This window comes from Trinickia sp., assembly GCF_051954495.1.
In the GTDB taxonomy this organism is placed as follows: domain Bacteria; phylum Pseudomonadota; class Gammaproteobacteria; order Burkholderiales; family Burkholderiaceae; genus Trinickia.
Map to the genome: position 1 here is coordinate 96,459 of NZ_JBQCHR010000024.1, position 20,961 is coordinate 117,419.

General features: G+C 65.3%; 18 protein-coding genes. 5 read left to right on the forward strand and 13 right to left on the reverse strand.

Annotated elements, in window-relative coordinates; genetic code table 11:
* Positions 1 to 36 precede the first annotated feature (36 nt).
* From aroB to ACTHNR_RS03515, 6 genes are all read right to left on the reverse strand, one after another.
* Positions 37 to 1,113: a 3-dehydroquinate synthase gene (gene aroB, locus ACTHNR_RS03490; RefSeq protein ID WP_440546071.1), complete on the reverse strand. Its 1,077-nt coding sequence runs from the start codon at positions 1,111 to 1,113 to the stop codon at positions 37 to 39.
* The gene (locus ACTHNR_RS03495) at positions 1,110 to 1,616 is read right to left on the reverse strand and encodes a shikimate kinase (RefSeq protein WP_440546098.1); all 507 of its coding nucleotides are present in this window, start codon (positions 1,614 to 1,616) and stop codon (positions 1,110 to 1,112) included. The genes aroB and ACTHNR_RS03495 overlap by 4 nt, the downstream gene beginning before the upstream one ends.
* A 151-nt stretch (positions 1,617 to 1,767) precedes the next feature.
* Positions 1,768 to 3,453: a type IV pilus secretin PilQ gene (locus ACTHNR_RS03500; protein WP_440546072.1), complete on the reverse strand. Its 1,686-nt coding sequence runs from the start codon at positions 3,451 to 3,453 to the stop codon at positions 1,768 to 1,770.
* A complete protein-coding gene (locus ACTHNR_RS03505) occupies positions 3,450 to 4,385 on the reverse strand; it encodes a hypothetical protein (protein ID WP_440546074.1) in 936 nt (311 codons plus the stop codon). The genes ACTHNR_RS03500 and ACTHNR_RS03505 overlap by 4 nt, the downstream gene beginning before the upstream one ends.
* Complete coding sequence (locus tag ACTHNR_RS03510) at positions 4,382 to 5,092, reverse strand: hypothetical protein (RefSeq protein WP_440546075.1); 711 nt, start codon at positions 5,090 to 5,092, stop codon at positions 4,382 to 4,384. Before ACTHNR_RS03510 ends, ACTHNR_RS03505 begins: the two co-directional genes overlap by 4 nt.
* The gene (locus ACTHNR_RS03515; RefSeq protein WP_440546076.1) at positions 5,089 to 6,024 is read right to left on the reverse strand and encodes a hypothetical protein; all 936 of its coding nucleotides are present in this window, start codon (positions 6,022 to 6,024) and stop codon (positions 5,089 to 5,091) included. The genes ACTHNR_RS03510 and ACTHNR_RS03515 overlap by 4 nt, the downstream gene beginning before the upstream one ends.
* A gap of 217 nt (positions 6,025 to 6,241) precedes the next feature.
* Between ACTHNR_RS03515 and ACTHNR_RS03520 the strand changes: the two genes are divergently transcribed.
* Positions 6,242 to 8,695 carry a penicillin-binding protein 1A gene (locus ACTHNR_RS03520; RefSeq protein ID WP_440546077.1) on the forward strand — a complete coding sequence of 818 codons (2,454 nt, stop codon included), beginning with the start codon at positions 6,242 to 6,244 and terminating at the stop codon, positions 8,693 to 8,695.
* A gap of 43 nt (positions 8,696 to 8,738) precedes the next feature.
* On the opposite strand, the gene cyaY is transcribed toward ACTHNR_RS03520, so the two are convergent.
* Complete coding sequence (gene cyaY, locus ACTHNR_RS03525) at positions 8,739 to 9,056, reverse strand: iron donor protein CyaY (RefSeq protein WP_440546078.1); 318 nt, start codon at positions 9,054 to 9,056, stop codon at positions 8,739 to 8,741.
* A gap of 53 nt (positions 9,057 to 9,109) precedes the next feature.
* Here cyaY and lptM point away from each other — a divergent pair, with 53 nt between their 5' ends.
* Together lptM and lysA are read left to right on the forward strand one after the other, a co-directional pair.
* A complete protein-coding gene (lptM, locus tag ACTHNR_RS03530; protein WP_440546079.1) occupies positions 9,110 to 9,421 on the forward strand; it encodes an LPS translocon maturation chaperone LptM in 312 nt (103 codons plus the stop codon).
* Between the two features lie 14 nt (positions 9,422 to 9,435).
* Positions 9,436 to 10,698: a diaminopimelate decarboxylase gene (lysA, locus tag ACTHNR_RS03535; RefSeq protein WP_440546080.1), complete on the forward strand. Its 1,263-nt coding sequence runs from the start codon at positions 9,436 to 9,438 to the stop codon at positions 10,696 to 10,698.
* A 130-nt stretch (positions 10,699 to 10,828) separates the two neighbouring features.
* Here the strand turns inward: lysA and msrQ are convergent, their stop codons facing one another.
* From msrQ to ACTHNR_RS03560, 5 genes are all read right to left on the reverse strand, one after another.
* Positions 10,829 to 11,554 carry a protein-methionine-sulfoxide reductase heme-binding subunit MsrQ gene (gene msrQ / locus ACTHNR_RS03540; protein WP_440546082.1) on the reverse strand — a complete coding sequence of 242 codons (726 nt, stop codon included), beginning with the start codon at positions 11,552 to 11,554 and terminating at the stop codon, positions 10,829 to 10,831.
* A gap of 17 nt (positions 11,555 to 11,571) precedes the next feature.
* Entirely contained in the window at positions 11,572 to 12,576 is a 1,005-nt protein-coding gene (gene msrP, locus ACTHNR_RS03545) for a protein-methionine-sulfoxide reductase catalytic subunit MsrP (protein WP_440546083.1), read from the reverse strand.
* Between the two features lie 278 nt (positions 12,577 to 12,854).
* Positions 12,855 to 14,036 (reverse strand): c-type cytochrome biogenesis protein CcsB, encoded by a 1,182-nt coding sequence (gene ccsB, locus ACTHNR_RS03550; RefSeq protein ID WP_440546084.1) that lies wholly within the window; start codon positions 14,034 to 14,036, stop codon positions 12,855 to 12,857.
* Between the two features lie 15 nt (positions 14,037 to 14,051).
* On the reverse strand, positions 14,052 to 16,289 hold the full coding sequence (locus ACTHNR_RS03555; protein ID WP_440546085.1) for a cytochrome c biogenesis protein ResB: 2,238 nt from the start codon (positions 16,287 to 16,289) through the stop codon (positions 14,052 to 14,054).
* Positions 16,290 to 16,457: 168 nt separating this feature from the next.
* Positions 16,458 to 17,117, reverse strand: a complete 660-nt coding sequence (locus ACTHNR_RS03560; RefSeq protein WP_440546086.1) for a c-type cytochrome — start codon at positions 17,115 to 17,117, stop codon at positions 16,458 to 16,460.
* 341 nt (positions 17,118 to 17,458) lie between these two features.
* On the opposite strand from ACTHNR_RS03560, the gene yihA reads away from it, so the two are divergent.
* Positions 17,459 to 18,118 carry a ribosome biogenesis GTP-binding protein YihA/YsxC gene (yihA, locus tag ACTHNR_RS03565; protein ID WP_440546087.1) on the forward strand — a complete coding sequence of 220 codons (660 nt, stop codon included), beginning with the start codon at positions 17,459 to 17,461 and terminating at the stop codon, positions 18,116 to 18,118.
* Positions 18,119 to 18,355: 237 nt separating this feature from the next.
* Positions 18,356 to 19,354, forward strand: coding sequence for a porphobilinogen synthase (gene hemB, locus ACTHNR_RS03570; protein WP_440546088.1), 999 nt, complete (start codon positions 18,356 to 18,358; stop codon positions 19,352 to 19,354).
* 174 nt (positions 19,355 to 19,528) lie between these two features.
* Here the strand turns inward: hemB and dsbD are convergent.
* Positions 19,529 to 20,961: protein-disulfide reductase DsbD (gene dsbD, locus ACTHNR_RS03575; RefSeq protein ID WP_440546089.1), on the reverse strand; the 1,433-nt coding region annotated here is incomplete at its 5' end.

Here is a 20,961-nt window from a genome sequence, read left to right on the forward strand (position 1 = left end):
GTCGCGCGGCACACCGCGCGGCTGGGTTCGCTCGATTCAAACGCACGCGGCGAGCGTCGCGCGCAGTGCGTCCTCCGGTACGTCGGTCACGAGCGTCTGGCCGAGCGCCTTGAGCAGGACGAACTTGATCGCCCCCGCTTCCGCTTTCTTATCCACCTTCATCAACTCGATATAGCGCGTATCGCTCAACGCCGGCGCCCGCGACGGCAGCCGAGCGGCTCCGATCAGGGCGACGAGGCGCTTGCGCACCGCTTCGTCGAGGTATCCCAAGCGAGCGGACAGATCGGCGGCCATGACCATGCCGCACCCGACGGCCTCGCCGTGCAGCCATTCGCCATAGCCGAGCCCCGCCTCGATCGCGTGACCGAAGGTATGGCCAAAATTCAGAATGGCGCGTAGGCCGCCTTCGCGCTCATCCGCCGCGACGACCGATGCCTTGACCTCGCAAGAGCGCTTGACGGCGTGCGCCAGCGCATCGGGATCGCGGCCATTGAGGGCCGCGATATTCGCCTCGAGCCACTCGAAGAACGCGCCGTCGGCGATCGCGGCGGTCTTGATGACTTCGGCAATGCCGGCCGCGAGTTCGCGCTCGGGCAGCGTGCGCAGCGTGCCGATGTCGGCGATAACGGCTTGCGGCTGATGGAACGCACCGATCATGTTCTTGCCGAGCGGGTGGTTGATGCCCGTCTTGCCGCCGACCGACGAGTCGACTTGCGAAAGCAGCGTCGTGGGCACCTGAATGAACGGCACCCCGCGCATGTAGCAGGCCGCCGCGAAGCCGGTCATATCGCCGACGACGCCGCCGCCAAGCGCGATCAGCGTCGTCTTCCGATCGGCCTTTGCGCCGAGCAGCGTATCGAAAATGCGGTTCAGCGTTTCCCAGTGCTTGAAGCTTTCGCCGTCGGGCAGCACGACGGTCGACACCTGCTTGCCGAGGGGGGCGAGCGCCGCTCGCAGCGCCTCGCCGTACAGCGGCTCCACGGTTTCATTCGTAACGATCGTCACCGCCGCGCCCGCGATGTGCGGCGCGAACAGTTCGGTGCGGGCGATCAGATCGGCTCCGATGCGGATCGGGTAGGAGCGTTCGCCGAGATCGACGTTGACGGTAATCATGACTGTGTCTGCTTGGTGATGCCGGCCATCTCGAGTTGCATGAGCACCATGTTTACGAGCCCATTGACCGATGGCCGCCCTGTTTCGACGATGAAATGCGCGCACTCCCGGTAGAGCGGATCGCGCTCGTTGTACAACGCCTCGAGCTTCGCTTTCGGATCGTCCGTTTGCAGGAGCGGACGATTCTTGTCCTTGCGCGTGCGCAGCCAAAGGTCGTGCGGATTCGCTCGAAGATATACGACAAGCCCGCGATCGTGGAGAAATGCGCGATTTTCCGGACGCAATACCGCTCCGCCCCCCGTCGCGAGCACGATCGCATCGCGCGCCGTGAATTCGGCGATGACCTGCGCCTCGCGCTCGCGAAACCCGGTCTCGCCTTCCATCTCGAAGATGACGGGAATGCGCGCGCCCGTGCGAGCCTCGATCTCGTGGTCGCTGTCGAAGAACGGGCGCCCGAGCCGGCGCGCCACGGCGCGGCCCACGGTGGTTTTGCCTGCCCCCATGAGCCCCACGAAGAAAATGTTGGTGTTGGCGCCCCGCTCTTGCAACGTATCCTCTGTTCAATCGGCTGTGGTTCGTGGCGCAGCTTACTGGCAAAGCCGCCGCCTTGTCGAGTACGGCGACTCGGGCGCGCCGCCCCGCCGGGCCGGCCGGTCAATCGATCGCGACGACGCGCGGCGTGATGAAGACGACGAGCTCGCTGCGCTGCTCGCGCACCGCCCGATGACGAAACAGCGCGCCCAGCAGCGGTATTTTGCCTAACAGCGGCACGCGCGTCACATCGTCTCGATCTTCGCTCTCGTAGATCCCGCCGATCGAAACGGTTCCGCCGTCCTCCACCTCGACGCGGGTGCGCACATGTTTGGTGTCGATCGCGGGGCCACCCGCGGTCGCCTTGCCCACGCTGTCCTTCGCAATATCGAGATCGAGGATCACGCGCCCCGCCGGCGTAATGCGCGGCTCCACCTCCAGCTTGAGGCTGGCGCGCCGAAACTGCACGCCCGAGACGCCGTTGCGGACCTTGGCCTGATAAGGCAATTCGGTGCCCTGTTCGACGAGGGCCCTCGTCCGATCGGCCGTCACGACGCGCGGGCTCGACACGATCTGCCCCCTGCCCAGCGCCTCGAGCGCCGAAAGCTCCGCCGTGACGAGACGCGTGGCACCCGCGGCAAATAGCGTGAGCCCGGCCGTCGCCGCCTCGAAGCCGGCGATCGCGCGGGCCGACAGGTCATGCACGACGCCTTGCTCCCCGCCGACGAGGCCCCTTGCCGGCGCACCCGCGGTGTCGGCCGCACCGCCTGCCGAGCGCATCGACAAGCGCGCCCCCAATTCACGTGAAAACCCTCGCGCTCCCTCGACGATACGCGCTTCGATCAGCACCTGGCGGTTCGGCTTGTCGATCGCGGCGATGAGCTGCGCCACCTGCTCGAGCCTCGCGGCAAGGTCGGTGACGAACAGCAGATTCGTGCGCGCATCGGCCATCGCCGCGCCGCGTTTGGAAAGCACACGCTGCGCGCCGGCCGCCGTCAGCAGTCGCTGCACCTCCTCCGCGCGCGGATAGTTGAGCGCGAAGGTACGACTCGCGAGCGGCTCGAGATCGGCTGCGCGGGCGTGCGCCTCGAACCGTTGACGCTCGCGGGCCGCCAACTCGGCGAGCGGCGCAACCCAGATCACGTTCCCGCGCCTCGACATGGCGAGGCCCTGCATGTCGAGCAACGCATCGAACGCAATGCGCCAAGGCACACCGTTCAGATTCAGCGAAACGCGCCCGCGCGCCCGCTCGCTTGCGATGATGTTCAAGCCCGTGAAGCGTGAAAACGCATCGAGCACATCGACGAGCTCCGCATTCTTGAACCGCATCGTGAGGGGCTGGCCGCTCGCGGATGCATCGCCCGCGCCCCTTTCGGCCGAGCTGCCTTCGCTCAATCTGCCGGCCGGCGCCAGCGGCACCGGCGGCCCCTCGAGCTCGAACGCGACCGCCCGGCCCGAAGATCGGGCCGCTTGCGAGCGACTGGGATCGTCGCCGAGCATGGACGAAGGCGCATCGGCGCTCCCCCGGGCCGCGCGCTCATTGTCAGCCAGGCCATCCTGTCCTTCCGATGGCTCCTGCGCCGCATCGCCGGATTCGTCATCCGAATTGTCGCCAAGCGGCGGCAGGCCGACGCTCGGCCACGGCGACGAGCGTTGCTCCCCGGGGCCTTGCGCCGCCATGGCCGGCGGCAAGGGGGGCAGTGGGGCGACGGGTTGCGCCACCGCGCTCGCCGTGACAAACGATACGATCGCCCGGACTGCCCACGCGGCTGCGCGGGTAGCGGGCCGGGCCCGCTTGGCCGGGATCATCGGCCATTCTCCGGCCATGAAAGGCGACGCACGCCGCCCTGGCCCGAAAGCGTCACACCGAATGTGTCGATACTGACGATCTTTTCGGCGCCCAACATCTGCCCGGGTGTGGCGAGCGCCGCTTGCACGCCGCTCGCACGCTCGAAAAGCGCGAGCGCTTGCCGGCCTCCTTGCAAGAGGCCCACGAGCCGCGCAGCCGATGCCTCCGGCGACGAGAAAGCATCGCCGACGTGAAACGGATCCCCTGGGGGCCCTCCAGCATCGGCATTGGAGGCGCCCGTTGCGAGCGTGAGCCGCGCGGACGACCGGTCGAGCACGTTCAGCGTCGCTTCGAACGCCAGACCGTCAGGCTCGCGCTTGATATCCAAGGCGCGCGGCACGACGAGCACCGGCAGCGCCGAGAGCCCCTGCACGAAGGCGTAAAGGCCCGCGAAATCCGTGCGCCCCTCGAGGCGCAGCGCCCGCTCGGCCGTTTCGCCCTGACGGCCCCGCCCCGCGGCCGCTCGAGCCGCGGGTTCGAGCACGCGCAGCTTTACGCCCGTGCGGGCCGCGAGATCGACCACGGCCTGCCACTCGCCGCCTGGCGGCCGCACCGCCGCGCGGGGCGAGACGCGTGCCGCGCCAACGGCCTCGCGCAACCTGGGTAAGCCCGAGAGTTTGATGCGACTCTCGTGCACTCGCCGCTCCAGCGCTTGAATCTCGGCCGCACGCTCGGTCCGGCTGCCGGCGTCGAGAACACGCCACGCGAAGGTCGCGAGCGCGAACGCGGCAGCGGCCAGCGCCGCGCACGCCATTAGCCTGCGCTTTACGGTCCACGTCCGTGCTGGCGAGCGAAAGCGGGAGATCGCGCGAATCAGCCGCCTAACCGCGGCGCGACGTTTGGACGCCCGCCCCGAGCGGCCGGAACCGCGAACCGGCTGTGCCGCGCTCATCGATCACTCCTTTCGCGGCGCTTTCGACTCTCGAGCACGACCTGGCGAGAAGGTGACGGCCGCGGCGCCTGCGTGGATGCGCCGCGCCAGCGCAGACGAACGGTGGCCTCAACGGCGGTTTCGCCTTGGCGGGCGGCGGGCGCGGCAAGGGATTTGAGTTCGACCGTCTCCGCCGACTCAAGCCCAGGCATGCGCTGAAGTCGCTCGACCCACGAAGCGCACGCGACCGTATCGGCGGCTCGCACTTGCAATTCGACGCCTTCGTCCGAACGCCGCAGCCTGCTAAGCGCCACGCCCGACTGCGCTTCGCCACCGAGCGCGTGGAGCAGCGAGTGCAACTCGGCGATCGGCCGTGCGCGCAGTTGCGCTTGCGCAGCCGCCGCCTTGGCGGTTTCATCGGCTCGCTCCAACCGCGCCAATTCGGCCAGCGGCGACGACATCAGCGACATTTCCCGTTCGAGCTGCGCGCGGCGACCGCTCATTCGCTCGTCCTTCGCCGCAACCGCGGCCCAACCGAATGCCACGACCGAACCGGCGAATACGGCCACCGCGCCCTCTGTCACATAGCGTCGGCAGCGCTCACGAACGCCAGCCTGGCGATGCGGGCCGGTATTGGCCGCGCAGGCGACGCGCCGGGCGCTATCGCGCCCACGGCACCGCGGGCGCGACACGGTGGCCGTCGAAGCCATCGCGCTCGTCGTGCTCATTGCGTCACCTCGCGCAATGCCAGCCCGAAAGCGACCGCATAGGCCGCGCCGTGCTTCCAGCCTTCGAGGTCGGTCAGTGCGCCCGGCCTGCAGCCAAACGGCGCGCATTCGAACGGCGCGGCGCTGCACCCCAGGCGCTCGCCGATGTCCGCCAAAGTCAGCCCGATACGCTCGAGCAACGCCACGTCGCCGCCTACGAGCGCCGCGTGAAGGCCTTCGCCCCCGGCCAGAAGCCGCAGAGCCGCGTCGAGATCGGGATGCTCGCCACCCGGGAATCGAATGGCCGCTTCGACCAAACGATCGGCGATGCGCCACCCGAAAACGCCGCCGTATCCGGCCCATATCGCGCCATATCGCTGCACTGCCGTTCGCGTATGCTCGCCGGTATGGACGAGGGCGCGCAAAGCAGCCAGCGGCTCGCACTCCACCGAGGCGAGCGCAATGTGCGCCGCGGCGGCGGCTTCGACGCGCGATTGCAAAAGCGGGTGCGACGCCCCTGCTCGCGCTTCGCCGGCATCGTGGCCGCACAGTTGCCCGGCCAAGTCGAAAAGGAAGGGCTCGCCCTCACCGATCTCGCACGAAGAGGCCGCCTTCCGATCGGAACGCGAGCGCGTCGCCGTCATGGCGGATAACGAGATGGACGCCGCGTCGCCCGGCACCGCCATCGAAAAAGGCATGCCTCGCATGGGAAGCTGTCGCGGCCAGCGGGCGCAGAGCGACGCCAGCGCTTCGGTCACGAGTGCGCGCTCGACGATGTGCACGCCCGACATCGCCCCCGCAGGTAGGGGCGCCGCGCCGATCCATTCGACGCGAACGGGATGTGCCCCACGGCGTTTGCGACTGGCGATGACGAGCCGCACCTCGCGTGCGCTCACATCGATGCCGGCCGCGAAGCGGCGCGCGGCGGACAGCAGTTTCCTTCTCATCAGCATGGTATTTCCCCACAGCAGCCGGGCCGTCGACATGAGCGGCCTAAACGACTTGCTGTGGTGAAATTGTGCGAACTGCGGCCGCGAGCCGGAATTCGGCCGGATGGCCAACGCGCCGCGGGCACGCCCCGCCACTCGCTGCGTGCGGCTTAGCCGTTCGGCCATCCGGGCGCCGCGCGTTGCGCCGCTATAATCGCGGCCAACGCACGTCAGCTTCGCTATGGATTCACGCCCGCCCTCGCCTCCTCCGTCCACGCCGCCTTCCCCCGCGCCCGCAGTGCCAAAGCGCCGCCGTTGGATGACCAGGCTCGTCCTCTGGTTCGCCGGCGCGATGGCGACGGCGGCCACGGGCGTCGCATTGCTGTTGCTGTACGCGCTGGTCGTCGCGAGCCCGCGTCTGCCCACGCTCGACGCGCTCACCGACTATCGGCCGAAAGTGCCGCTGCGCATCTATACCGCCGATCACCTCCTGATCGGCGAATTTGGCAAGGAACGGCGCGACGTCGTGCGCATCGGCGACGTCCCGCCATTTTTGAAGCAAGCGGTCCTCGCCATCGAGGACGCGCGGTTTTACGATCACGGCGGGGTGGATCTGGCCGGCGTCTTGCGGGCGGGCGTCGCGGCCATGACGAACGGACGCGCTACACAAGGCGCGAGCACGATCACGATGCAGGTAGCGCGAAACTTCTTTCTGTCGAGCGAGAAGACCTATACGCGAAAAATCTACGAGATGTTGCTCGCGTACAAGATCGAGCGCGAGCTGACGAAAGATCAGATTCTCGAGGTCTACATGAATCAGATCTATCTCGGGCAGCGCGCTTACGGCTTCGCGTCGGCGGCCCGCGTCTATTTCGGCAAGGACATCAAGCACATCACGCTGGCCGAAGCGGCGATGCTAGCCGGCTTGCCCAAGGCGCCTTCGGCATACAACCCCGTCGTCAATCCCGCCCGCGCCAAGCTTCGTCAACAGTACATCCTGCAGCGGATGCTCGCGCTGCGCGACATCACGCGCGCGCAATACGATGCCGCGGTCGCCGAGCCGCTCGCGCTCGCCGGCACGCCCGCGCAGCAGTTCAGCGTGCATGCGGAGTACGTTGCCGAAATGGTCCGTCAGGCAATGGTGGCGCAATACGGCGAGGACGCTTACACGCGCGGGCTGAACGTCGTCACGACGATCGATTCCGGCAGCCAGGACACGGCATATCGGGCGCTGCGCGGCGGCCTTTCGAACTACGACGCCCGGCACGGCTATCGCGGCCCCGAAGGGTACGTCGCCTTGCCAACCGATGCCGATAACGATGCGCGCGCGAGCGCCATCGCCGCGGCGCTCGATGCGCATCCGGACAACGGCGAAATCGCGGCGGGCGTCGTCACCTCGGCCGACGCGCGCGAGGTGCAAGCGGTCCTGTCCGATGGCGCGGCAATCAAGGTCGACGGCGAAGGGCTGCGTTTCGCGGCGGCTGCGCTTTCTCCGCGCGCGCCGGCCGCAAGCCGCATTCGCGCGGGCGCCATCGTGCGCCTCGTCAAGGACGGCGCGGGTGCTTGGTCGATCGTTCAGTTGCCGCAAGTTGAAGGCGCGTTCATCTCGATCGTGCCGCAGGACGGCGCGATCCGCGCGCTCGTCGGCGGCTTCGATTTCAGCAAGAACAAGTTCAACCATGTCACCCAAGCATGGCGACAGCCGGGCTCCAGCTTCAAGCCGTTCATCTATTCGGCATCGCTCGACAAAGGCCTGGGGCCGGCGACGATCATCAACGACGCCCCGCTCTATTTCAGCGCCGCGGAAACGGGCGGCCAGCCCTGGGAGCCGAAAAACTACGGCGGCCGCTTCGACGGCCCGATGACGATGCGCACGGCGCTGCAGAAATCGCGCAATCTCGTGTCCATCCGCATTCTCGCGCGCATCGGGACGCACTATGCGCAGCAGTACATCACGCGTTTCGGGTTCGACGCCGATAAACATCCCGCGTATCTGCCGATGGCGCTGGGCGCCGGCCTCGTCACGCCGCTGCAGATGGCGGGCGCGTACTCCGTCTTCGCCAACGGCGGCTATCGCATCAATCCTTACTTGATTTCGGAAGTGACGAATCAGGAGGGCGTCGTGCTGGCGCGTGCACAGCCGATCGTCGCGGAGCGCGACGCGCCGCGCGCCATCGACGCGCGCAACGATTACGTCATGAACAGCCTGCTGCAAAGCGTCGCGCAGCACGGCACGGGCGCGAAGTCGAACGAGTTGGGTCGCAAGGATCTCGCGGGCAAGACAGGCACGACGAACGACTCCCGCGACGCCTGGTTCGCCGGCTACCAGCACACCCTCGCCGCGATCGCATGGATCGGCTACGATGCGCCGCGCAGCTTGGGCGACCGCGAAACGGGCGGCGGCGTGGCCCTGCCTGTCTGGATGGACTATATGCGGCAAGCGTTGAAAGGCGTGCCCGAATACGAGATGCCGATGCCTGGCGACGTCGTGTCGATAGGCGGCGAGTTGTATTTCGACACCTTCCTACCCGGTCAAGGCTTCGTGCACGCAGTGGGAATCAGCGAGGCAGCCTTGCATGCCGGAATGGCCTCGGGCGAGGCCACGCACGCCGAAGAATCGACCGGCGCGGCGCCAACCTTGGAGGCGGCGCCGCAGGTCGAGCCCGAAGCCGCCGCGCAATCACGTGCAAGGTAATGAGCGCGGTGGGTCGACAGCACCCGTGGCGCACGCCCAAGTATCAAGCCGAAAAATCGACAGGCTCGCCGGCTTGTTGCGTGGCGTAGTCGGACAGGGCTTCGAAAAACTCGCGGGCATTGCGCGTGTCGACCCACTGGCCGTCCACGAACTTGAAGTGAAAACCGCCCATCTTCGCGGCGATCCAGATTTCTTGCATCGGCGGCTGCAGATTCACGATGATCTTCGAGCCGTTCTCGAATTCGAGTGTCAGCACGTTGCCGTTGCGCTCGAACTCGATGTCGGCGTCGCTATCGTCGGAGGCTTGCTCGATGCGCGCGAGAACGGCCTCGGCGCGGGTAAGGTAGTCGCTGTCGCTCATGCTAAACTCCGCCGGTTGAACACATCACAGCTCATAGGGTCCTAGAGACAGTCATGCGAGTCGTTTTCAGGATGAGCGCGATTGTAGCGGCTTTGGCCGTTGCGACAAGCGCGGCGCTAACGGGCTGCGGTCAGCGCGGGCCGCTTTATCTGCCGACCGTGCCGCCGCCGCCTGAAAAACCCGCCCTGCGCGCCGAGCCGCCGGTGTCGGGCGAGCAGCCCGATTCGCAGGCATCCGGCTCTTCGGGCGCGTCCACAGCCGCCCCGCTCACGCTGTCGCCGGCGCAGTCCCTCGGCGCCTCGCCACGCGCTCCGCGCGCAACGCCCGAACCTGGCGCTGCATCTAGCCCCGCCCCCGACCAATAACGCAGGACTTTCGCATGTCTCACTCCGCCTTCGCCTACGTCGATGGCGTGCTGCACGCCGAAGGCGTCAGCGCCGTCACGCTCGCCGAGCAGTTCGGCACGCCGCTGTTCGTCTACTCGCGCGCCGCATTGACGCAGGCGTACCAAGCTTATGCGCAAGCCTGCGCAGGCCACCGCGCAACGGTGCACGTTGCTGTCAAAGCAAACAGCAATCTCGGCGTGCTCAATGTCTTCGCGCGCCTGGGCGCCGGCTTCGACATCGTGTCGGGCGGCGAGTTGGCACGTGTCCTCGCGGCTGGCGGCCAAGCCAAGGACACCGTGTTCTCGGGCGTCGGCAAAACCATCGCCGAAATGCGCGAGGCGCTGCAAGCCGGTGTGAAGTGCTTCAACGTCGAATCGATTTCCGAACTCGATCGGCTCAACGCCGTCGCGGGGGAGCTTGGGAAGAAGGCGCCTATCTCGCTGCGCGTCAATCCGGACGTCGACCCGAAGACTCACCCGTACATCTCGACCGGCCTCAAGGCGAACAAGTTCGGCGTCGCATTCGACGAGGCGCGTTCGGCGTATAGCACGGCCGCCGCGCTCGAGCACTTGGAAGTCGTCGGCATCGATTGCCACATCGGCTCGCAGATCACCGAAATCGCCCCCTACCTGGACGCGCTCGACAAATTGCTCGACCTGGTCGAACAACTCGAAGGCGATGGCGTGCCGATCCGCCATATCGATGTCGGGGGCGGTCTCGGCATCACGTACTCGACGGAGACGCCTCCCGACACGAGCCAATTCGTGCGCGCGCTGCTCGAACGCATCGAAGCTCGCGGCCATGGCCACCGCGAAGTGTTCTTCGAGCCTGGACGCTCGGTCACCGGCAACGCAGGCATCTTGCTGACGCGTGTCGAATTCCTGAAACCGGGCACGGAGAAGAATTTCGCCATCGTCGACGCCGCGATGAACGATCTCGCGCGGCCTGCCATGTACCAGGCTTATCACGCAATCGAGCCTGTTTCTTTGCGTTCGAACACCCCGCAGGTGTACGACATCGTCGGCCCGGTTTGCGAGAGCGGCGACTGGCTCGGGCGCGACCGCTCGCTGGCGCTGGAGCCGAACGACCTTCTCGCCATCCGGTCGGCGGGCGCCTATTCGTTCGTCATGAGCTCGAACTACAACACGCGTCCGCGTGCGGCCGAGGTGGTCGTGGACGGCGATCGCGCTTATCTCGTACGTGCGCGGGAGACGGTGCGCGAGTTGTTCGCGGGCGAATCGGTCCTTCCGGGCTGAACCTGCGTCTATTGAACGGACGCGGCGGTCGAACAGCTACCGGCGGCCATTCCCGCATCGGGCGGCACCGCCGGCCCGGGCCGACAGCCCGATGCGGCAAAACCCGGCAACCAGCCGGGTTGCATCGGCGTCATGCCCCTGCGCGCGCCGCGAACCACTTGGCCCGCGCCCAAGCCGCCACACGCCAGCCCAGCAGCACCACGACGATCGCACCGTAGAGCTTCGGCAAGATCAGGTCGTGCTTCCCCGCTTTCATCCACCAAAAGTGCAGAATCGCTAGCGCGGCGATGGCATAGATCGAGCGATGAAGCGTCAGCCAGCGCCGTCCCAGCTTACGGGCGGCCGCGCGCGGCGACGTGGCCGCGAGCGGAATCAAGAGAACGAACGCTGCGAACCCAACCGTGATGAACGGACGCTTTCCGATGTCCTTCAGTATCTCGGCGACGGCGAACCATTTGTCGAACCAAATGTACGTCGTGAAATGCAGCGTCGCATAAAAGAACGCATACAGGCCGAGCATCCGTCGAAACCGCAGCAGCGCATTGACGCCGGTAAGGCGTCGCACGGGCGTCACCGCCAACGTGATGCACAGGAAGACGAGTGTCCAAAGTCCGGTCGAGCGGGTAATGAACTCGATCGGATTCGCACCGAGCCGATCGGTGAAGCCAAAGAAAACGATCCGTGCGAGCGGATACAGCGCGGCGATGAAGGCAGCGATTTTCGCAGGCGCCATCCACCGTTCGACGCCGCTGCGAGGACGGGCCGCGCTGGCCGAGGCGCGTATCGGACGGCTCGTGCCGCCCACTGGGCGCGCATCGCCGCCCGAAAGCGACTGCGTCTGGGGAGACGGTGACATGAAAGGCGCTCCTCAACTCAAAAGTATTTGCGCAGGTCCATCCCTTGATACATGGATGCGACGAGGCTACCGTAGCCATTGAACATCAGGGTTTTGCGTTTCGGCGTAAAGAACCCGTCTTCGCCGATCCGCCGCTCGGTGGCCTGGCTCCAGCGCGGGTGGTCCACATTCGGGTTCACGTTCGAATAAAATCCGTATTCGTTCGACGCGTAGGTATTCCAGCTGGTCGGCGGCTGCTTTTCGACGAAGCGAATTTTCACAAGCGATTTCGCACTCTTGAACCCGTACTTCCACGGCACGACCACGCGAACCGGCGCGCCGTTCTGATTCGGCAGCACCTGCCCGTAGACGCCGACGGTCAACAGCGTCAGCGGGTTCATCGCCTCGTCCATCCGCAGCCCTTCGGAATACGGCCATTCGAGGATCGGTTCGCTAATGCCGGGCATCTGCGAAGCGTCGGCCAGCGTGATGAATTGGACGAACTTCGCGTTGCCCGTAGGCTGCGCGCGCTTCACGAGCTCGGAGAGCGAATAGCCTACCCACGGGATCACCATCGACCAGCCTTCGACGCAACGATGCCGGTACACGCGCTCCTCGAGCGGCGCGAGCTTCAGCAGTTCGTCGATGTCGTAGACCTTCGGGTTCTTCACCTCGCCTTCAACGCTGATCCGCCATGGGTGCGGCCGCAACGTGCCCGCGTTGTGCGCCGGATCGCTCTTGTCGGTACCGAACTCGTAGAAGTTGTTGTAGGTCGTCACGTCCTTGTACGGCGTGACTTTCTCTGCCACGACGAACTTCGCGTTCGTGGCGGCCGCGAGCTTTTGCGCTTTCGGGTCTGGCGACGCGTAGGCGCCGAACGCCGCGTGGCTCAGCCCGAGCGTGCCACCCGCCATCGCGAGTCCCGCCACGCCGGCCGCCTGCAAAACGCGCCGCCGATTCTCGAACATCGCGCGAGGCGTAATCTCGCTGGAGGCGATGTCCTCGCCGGAAAGTACGATTTGCTGCTCTCGTTTGATCCACACGATGCTGCTCCTCAACGAAAAACCGGGCCACTGTGCCCCCCCCGGACCGGGGCAAGTCCGTTTCGGGCCCGCTCGGTCTATATACCGCCGCCGACGCCATTCGGATGCATTCAACTACCTGACACCGCTCAAGTGGCTTAGATGCGATACCGATCGGGTCCCGATTCGGGCTCGCCCACCGCTGCGCAGCCCGTACAAAACGCAAAAAACCGCCGATGGTCGACCATGCGGCGGTTTCTAGGGGCAAGGGCGATCGAGATCGACGCCGGGTGCGACACCTACAGCTTGCCGTAGCTATGCAGACCGGACAAGAACATGTTGACGCCCAGGAAGGCAAAGGTGGTGACGAGCAGGCCCGTCAGGGCCCACCAGGCCGCCGCCGAGCCGCGCAAGCCTTTCATCAGACGCATGTGCAGCCAAGCTGCATAGTTGAGCCAGACGATCAGCGCCCAGGTTTCCTTCGGATCCCAACTCCAGTAACCGCCCCAAGCTTGGGCTGCCCACAGCGCACCCAATATCGTCGCCACCGTAAAAAAGGCGAAACCGACAGCGATCGACTTGTACATGACGTCGTCGAGTACGACGAGCGACGGCAGGCGGTCGCTCAGAATCCCTCGCTCGCTGAGCAGGTAAGCCACGCCAACCATGGCCGACAGCGCGAAGGAGCCATAGCCGATGAAGTTGGCCGGAACGTGGATTTTCATCCACCAGCTTTGCAGCGCGGGCACGAGCGGCTGGATCTGCTGCGCATCGCGCGCGACCGAGTACCACATGAGGAAGCCGACAGCGGCGCTGATGACGAGGAGCACGAACGCGCCGAGCGCGCGCGTGGCGTAGTGCTGCTCGTAGTAGAGATAGAACAGCGCCGTGATCAAACAAAACAGCACGAACACTTCATAGAGGTTCGAGATCGGAATGTGACCGACGTCGGCGCCGATCAGGTACGACTCGTACCAGCGCACCATCATTCCGGTGAATCCCATCAGCACGGCAAACCAGGTCAGCTTCGAGCCGATGGCGCCGCCCGACGGCGAACGCGAAAGCAGGCCAATCCAGTAGAAGAGCGTCGCCAACACGAACAGCGCGCACATCCAAAGAATGGCCGATTGGCTAGACAGGAAGTACTTGAGGAAGAACGCGGAATCGGCTCGAGCCAGATCGCCTTGGTAAATCTGCAGCGAAAGCAGCGAGAGCGCCGCGATGCCGATCGCCAAGAGCCGAGCCGGCTTCCAGCGCCAGCCCAGTACGATAAGCGCGGGCACCGAGCAGACGAGCACGAGCTTGTCGTAGTAGTTCATGAACGCGTGGTAGCGCGTCAGCGCGAAGCCGGCGCCGCCCGCCACGGCCAGAGCGAACAACCAATCGAACGGCCGCAGGCGGCGCAGGAACGAGCGCTCGTCCAAGGCGCCGGACTGCGGCTGGACGGCCGGTTGGGAGCGGGAAGCGTGTGTCAAATCCATGATGATTACCGAGTGTCAGTCTTGCGAGCCGGAGGACGATTCGATCGTCTCTCTAGCGCTCGGAGGTTCGGTGCGCGGATGCGCCCCGTCGTTGGGCGAAGTCGCGGCAACCTGCGCCGGCGCGCCGAGCGTGGCGCCGACGGCGTCGCGCACCGTCGCGAATTCTTTGTCGAAGTCGAGCGTCTTGCGCGCCGTCGACATCGCCATGACCACGGACGTGCCCGTGGGCCCGTCTTTCAGCCAGAACCATAGCCGCCGCTCACGCACGTAGAACATCGAAAAAATGCCGGCAACGAGCAGCAGGCTGCCAAGATACACCAGTTTCGCGCCCGGCGCGCGCGTCAACTGGAACACCGACGCTTGCACCTGTTTGAACGAATCAAGCTGCAAGTAAACGGGAGATCCATACAAGAAGCTGTCGGAAAGCGCGTTGATCGAGTTTTGGACGAAACGGCTAGCGCTCGCCGTAGGCTGTACATCGGGCTCGCCCGCTTGCTCTCGCGCAAGCTGCCACAAGTCCCACGTCGAGCCTTCCAGCATCCGCAGCAACAGCGATGCCGCTTTCTCCTGCTCGCCCTTCGGCACCGAACGATCGATGAAGGTCGCGATCGACTGAAACCCGCCGGGCGACTGTCCGGGCGCCACATTGGCCGCGCCGGCGTCCGCGCCCGCGAATAGGGTCAAGACACGCGCGGCGCTTTCCTCGAGATGCGCGCGAAGATCGGCGTTCGAATCGGCAATCGAGCGTTGCGCGAAGCGATGAGCGGCTTGCGCGCGCAGGGTGGGATTGTCGAGCGCGGCGCGCAACAGCATCCACTCTTTCAGGCTGCCTTGCTCGTCGGCGGGGATGCGCAGGTAGCGGAATGGGTCGTTCGGCGTCGTCCGCATGCCGGCGAGGAAAAACCGGGCGCCATCGACGTCGACTGGCAGCATGTAGTTGTTGAATTCGCGCGCCTGGCCATCGGTGCCGCGAATCTTGTATTGCACCGACGGACCGACGTTGTGCAAGTCCATCGACTTGGACGATTTCGCGCCCGAACCGAGCCGCTCGTCGAACGCCTCCTTGAGCGACTGGTGGGCCGCCACGCCGCGGGCGTCCTTCTGCCCGTTGCCGTTCGTGAGGTCTTCGACGTTGATCGCACGAAAATCGGCTAGCTCGACCGTTTGACCTTTCACGCCCGGCATCGACGCCGAAAGCGGAGCAGAGGAGCCGATTGCGCCGCTAAAAGGCATCGTCTTCGTCGAATCGCCGGTCATCGGCCATGCCGTCATCGACATTTGCGAGCCACCGTCTTGGAAGCTCGATTGGTAGATCGAGACGCCGTCGTACTCGAACGGCTTGTTGACCTCGATGCGAGCGGGTGTGCGCTTGCCCGTCTCATGATCGATCACGACGATGTCGCTGGCGAACAGCTTCGGCATGCCGGTCGAGTAGTAGTCGACGATGAACTTCTCGAGCTCGATCGAGAACGGCAAATCCTGAATGAGCGAGCCGTTCGGCTGATTGAGGATGGCGGTCGAAACGTGCTGCCCTTCGGGCACCCACGCATAGCCACGGAAAGTGGGATTGGACGGCGAGAGCCGATGCGTCGGCGCGATTTCGTTGATCACCGCGCTCGTCGAGATCGGCGATTTTCCGAACAACCACATCTGAAACTTGATCGGAAGATTGCTATCCATGAGGCCGCCGAGACAAATCACGACGATGGCCAGGTGCGCAAAGATATAGCCGATCTTGGCGAGCGCTCCGCGCTTCGCGGCGACGAGCGTCGCGCCCTCGGACTCGCGCACGACATAGCGGTAGCCGAGCTTGCCCGCGAGGGTGGACACGCGGGCGGCGGTTTCAGCGCGCGCGCTGGAGGCGGCGTATTCGGCTTTGTGATGAAAGGCGCGCAGACTGCCCTCGCGCACCTTGTCTTTCCAGCTCTTCATGTCCGCGACCATCTTCGGCGCGTTGCGCACGACGCACAGCGAGATCGATACGATCAAGAAGCCGAGGATCAGCATGAACCACCACGCGCTGTAGACCGTGAAGAGGCCAAGCGCGCGGAAGATGTCGGCCCAGAACGGACCGAATTGGTTGACGTAGTTGGGGTACGGATCGTCTTGCGTGAGGACCGTGCCGACGATGCTGGCAATCGCGAGAACGACGAGCAGCGCGATCGCGAAGCGCATCGAACTCAGCAGCTCCAGCGCGCTCTTGAGGACTCGCCTGTCCGACTTCAACTCATAACCCGAGGTGGTGACGCCCATTCAAACTCCTGTGGAGCAGAGCCACCGCGTGTAGTGGTCACCCTGGTCCCGTGCAAGCGATACAACAAAAAAGGGTGAGGGCCAGCCGCCGGAGGCGGTGACGCTCCCACCCTTTTCTTGTCTTCTTCTAGCCGGCAGGCCCGGCTTCTCGTTCGTTTCCGGTCGCGCTCAGTGCAAGCCGGCGATGTAATCGGCGACCGCCTTGATCTCGCTGTCCGAAAGCCGCGCCGCGATGCCGTGCATCGCATCGTTGTTGTTGCGTGCGCCGGGACCCTGCTGAAACGCATGCAGTTGGGCGACCGTATAGTCGGCCCACTGCCCCGACAACCGCGGGTATTGCACCGGGATGCCCATCCCGGTCGGCCCGTGGCAGCCTGCGCACGCGGGCACGTTCTTCTCGGCGATACCGCCGCGGAAGATCTTTTGCCCCATCGGCACGGTGGCCGCATCGTGCGCTACGCCGGGCTTCATCGCCTGCGATGCGAAGTATGCCGCGACATTGACCATGTCCTGATCGGACAGCGCCGCCGCCATGCCGGCCATGATCGGGTTGACGCGCGCGGCCGTCTTCGCGCCAGCTTGCACCTTGAAATCCTTCAGCTGCTTGACGAGATACGCCTCGTGCTGCCCAGCCAACTTCGGAAACGAGCCGCTCGCGCTGTTGCCGTCCGCCCCGTGGCAAGAGGCACAGACCTGCGTCGCGATCGCTTGCCCCCGATTGACGTCCGGCTTCGGTGAATCCGCCGCTCTCGTTTGTGCCGCCCAACTCAACAAACCTGCTGCTGCAACGACTTGAAGCACCTTCAAAGACATGCACAGTCGATTCATTCGCACACCCGGTTTCGTCTTGTGAGAATAGAGTGTCCTCCGACGCCCGGCTTTCGAACGCCGCCCTTGCGGGCCGTGGACATATCGCAGGGCGGCCCGGCGATACACCCGAGAGGTTCATGCAAAAACCGCAGCGACCATCGCCGCCAAAAAGCACAAAGAAGCAGTGCGGCAATAAGCCCTGAGCGCTTGACGACACTAGAAAAACGCCCGGACCGGTCTTCAGTAAACCGTCGTATTGTACAATAACTCGCTAACCGCCAAGACGCCAGTCGGGCGTGCCCCGGCGTCGATCAGCGCCGTCACCCGGGCGTTGCACACGCTCTCCTTCCTGTCCCGCCATGGCCTTCCTGCTGCATCAAGCCCGCTTTTACATTACCGTCAATCACTTGCGCGACCTGCCCGCGACGGTCCAGCCCGAAATCGCTTTCGCGGGGCGCTCGAACGCCGGCAAATCGACGGCCATCAACGTGCTGTGCAATCAAAAGCGTCTCGCTTTCGCGAGCAAGACACCCGGCCGCACGCAGCATATCAACTACTTCAGCGTCGGGCCGGAGCTCGATCCCACCGGCTACCTCGTCGATCTGCCCGGCTACGGCTACGCGGAAGTGCCCGGCGCGGCCAAGGCGCACTGGGAAGCGCTCCTCTCGAGCTACCTGCAAACCCGCGCCCAGCTTCGCGGAATGGTCCTGATGATGGACTCGCGCAGGCCGCTGACCGAACTCGACAAGCGCATGATCGAATGGTTCGCGCCCACGGGCAAGCCTATTCATACGCTGCTGACGAAGTGCGACAAACTGACGCGGCAGGAAAGCATCAACGCGCTGCGGGCGACGGAGAAGGGATTCGCGGAATATCGCAAGGCCGGCTACGCGGGCGAGCTGACCGCGCAGCTGTTTTCGGCGCTCAAGCGCGTGGGCCTGGACGAGGCGCATGAACGCCTGGAGGGGTGGCTGCTCCCCAACGCGGGCCAAGCTGACGCCAGCGTTACGCCTGCGTGACGGCCACGGCCGAACTACGAACATTCGCCATAAAAAAACCCGCCTAACGTCGGCGGGTTGAACAGCCTAATCGAAAAAACGACAGGCACCCGCTCAGGGAGGAGAAGCGGGGAGCTCCGCCGCATGCGCCCTTCGGCTACACGCGCTTCGCTCGATCGCTATGATATACCATTGGTTGCAAAAGTTTTGCGCCGGTACGCCCGGCGTTTTCCGCCACCCCATCGCGATTTCTGCCTTATGAGTTTCTATCCGCATCACCGTCCGCGCCGCATGCGTCGCGACGATTTTTCGCGCCGGCTCATGCGCGAAAACGTGCTGACCACGAACGATCTCATCTATCCCGTCTTCATCGTCGAAGGCAACAACGTGCGGCAAGCGGTCGCGTCGATGCCCGGCGTGGAGCGCGTGTCGGTCGATCTCTTGATGAAGGTGGCCGAGCAGTGCGTCGAACTGGGCGTGCCGGTGCTGTCGCTCTTTCCGGCGATCGAGCCCTCGCTCAAGACGCCCGACGGCCGCGAAGCAGCGAACCCCGACGGCTTGGTTCCGCGCGCAGTTCGCGAACTCAAGCAACGCTTCCCCGAGTTGGGTGTGCTGACCGACGTCGCGCTCGACCCCTACACTAGCCATGGGCAGGACGGCGTGCTGGACGAAGCGGGTTACGTGCTCAACGACGAAACCGTCGAAATCCTCGTCGAGCAGGCTCGCACGCAGGCCGAAGCGGGAGTCGACATCGTTGCGCCGTCGGACATGATGGACGGCCGGATCGGTGCGCTGCGCGAAATGCTGGAAAGCGAAGGCCATGTCTACACACGCATCATGGCTTATGCGGCCAAATATGCGTCGGCGTTCTACGGCCCGTTCCGCGATGCCGTCGGCTCCGCGACGAATCTCGGCAAGAGCAACAAAATGACCTACCAGATGGACCCGGCCAATTCCGACGAGGCGCTGCGCGAAGTTCGGCTCGACATCGAAGAAGGCGCCGACATGGTCATGGTCAAGCCGGGCATGCCGTACCTCGACATCGTCCGGCGCGTGAAAGACGAGTTTCGCTTCCCGACCTACGTCTATCAGGTCAGCGGCGAGTACGCGATGCTCAAGGCCGCAGCGCAAAACGGCTGGCTCGATCACGACAAGGTGATGATGGAATCGCTGCTGGCGTTCAAGCGCGCCGGCGCCGACGGCGTGCTCACGTACTTCGCGCTCGACGCGGCGCGGTTGCTGCGCGCTCAAAAGTAAACCGTTGCTGCAGCGTTGCAAAGGGTGATCCCTTCGGTGCACGGCTCAGGCGCCGAAGGGATCGCCACACGTGGCGCCCGGTCAGATTCGCGTGCGACTGCCAACGTTGGAATGGCGAAGGGCTGAGCTGAGCGCGGCCGGCACCTGGTCGAATGAGCGAATCACGCGCCCCCGTCACGACTGCAACGCGGGCGCGACGCGATCGAGACTCTGCAAAAACTTATCGGCGGATTCGTAGCCGACCACGCGCAGCACTTCATTGCCCGACCGATCGAAAAAGATGATCCCGGGCGGCCCAAACAGATCGAACCGCTTCAGCAACGCCTGATCGTCGCCGTTGTTCGCGGTCACGTCGGCGCGCAGCAATTGCAGTTGAGCAAGGCGCGCCTTCACACGGTTGTCCGTGAACGTGAAGCGCTCCATCTCCTTGCAGCTCACGCACCAGTCGGCGTAAAAATCGAGCATCGCCGGGCGCATGCTGACCTTGAGCAGCGCATCGAGATTCGTGGAGGATTGAACCGGCGCGAACGCCGTTTGCGTCGGAGCGGTCGCACCCGGTGCCGCCGATTCACCCGACGTCCGAGCAGCGAGCACGGCAAGCGGGCGCACCGGGTCGCTTGACCCCGCAGCCAGGCCGACGAGCAGCGTCGCAGCCCAGATGGCCAGCGCCGCGCCAACGCCGCGCCCGAGCCTGCGCCAGATCGACGTTCCACCCGCGTTAGGGGTGAACAGTCCCAAGGCCGCGGCCGCGATCAAGAGCCACAACGCCGCCAGCAGCATTTGCGCCGTCGAAGGCAGCACGGGCCAGACGATCCACACGGCAGCCGCCAGCAGCACGACGCCGAAGCACACCTTCACGCCGTCCATCCACGCGCCCGCGCGCGGCAGCAGCGTACCTGCGCCCAGACCGATGATCAGCAACGGCACACCGAGACCGAGCCCCATCGAAAACAACGCGGCGCCGCCCAGCACCGCATTGCCCGTATGCGCGATGAAGGCGAGCACCGCGAAGAGCGGTGCCGTCATACAAGCGCCGACGACGAGCGCCGACAAGGCCCCCATCACGGCGACCGCGGCGAACGTGCCGCCGGAACGACGGCTCGACGCTTGCGAGACACCGTCTTGCCATCGCTGCGGCAGCACGAGATCGACGCCGGCGATGAGCGTCAGTGCGAATGCCGTCAGCAAGACGCCGAACGCGCCGAGCACCCACGGGTTTTGCAGCCAGGCGCCCAGCGATTGACCCACGAGCGCAGCCGCGATCCCGAGCGCCGTATAGACGAGCGCCATCCCGACCACATACGAGAGCGATAGCGCAAAAGCACGGCCGCGCGTGACGTTGCTGCCTTGGCCGATGATGATCGCCGAGACGATCGGAATCATCGGATAAGAGCACGGCAGCAGGCTCAGGACGAGACCGGCCAAAAAGTACAGGCCAACCGTGGCTGCGAAACTGCCGCCCTGCAAGAGCGATTGTGCGTAATCGGCGCTCGTCGCGCGCTCGAACCACGACGCTTGCTGCGCCGCCCCCGCCGCTGGCCCCGCCGCTGGCGCTTGCGTGACGCGTCCGATGGCGCCGGTGCCGCCGATGCTGCCAGCGCTGCCCG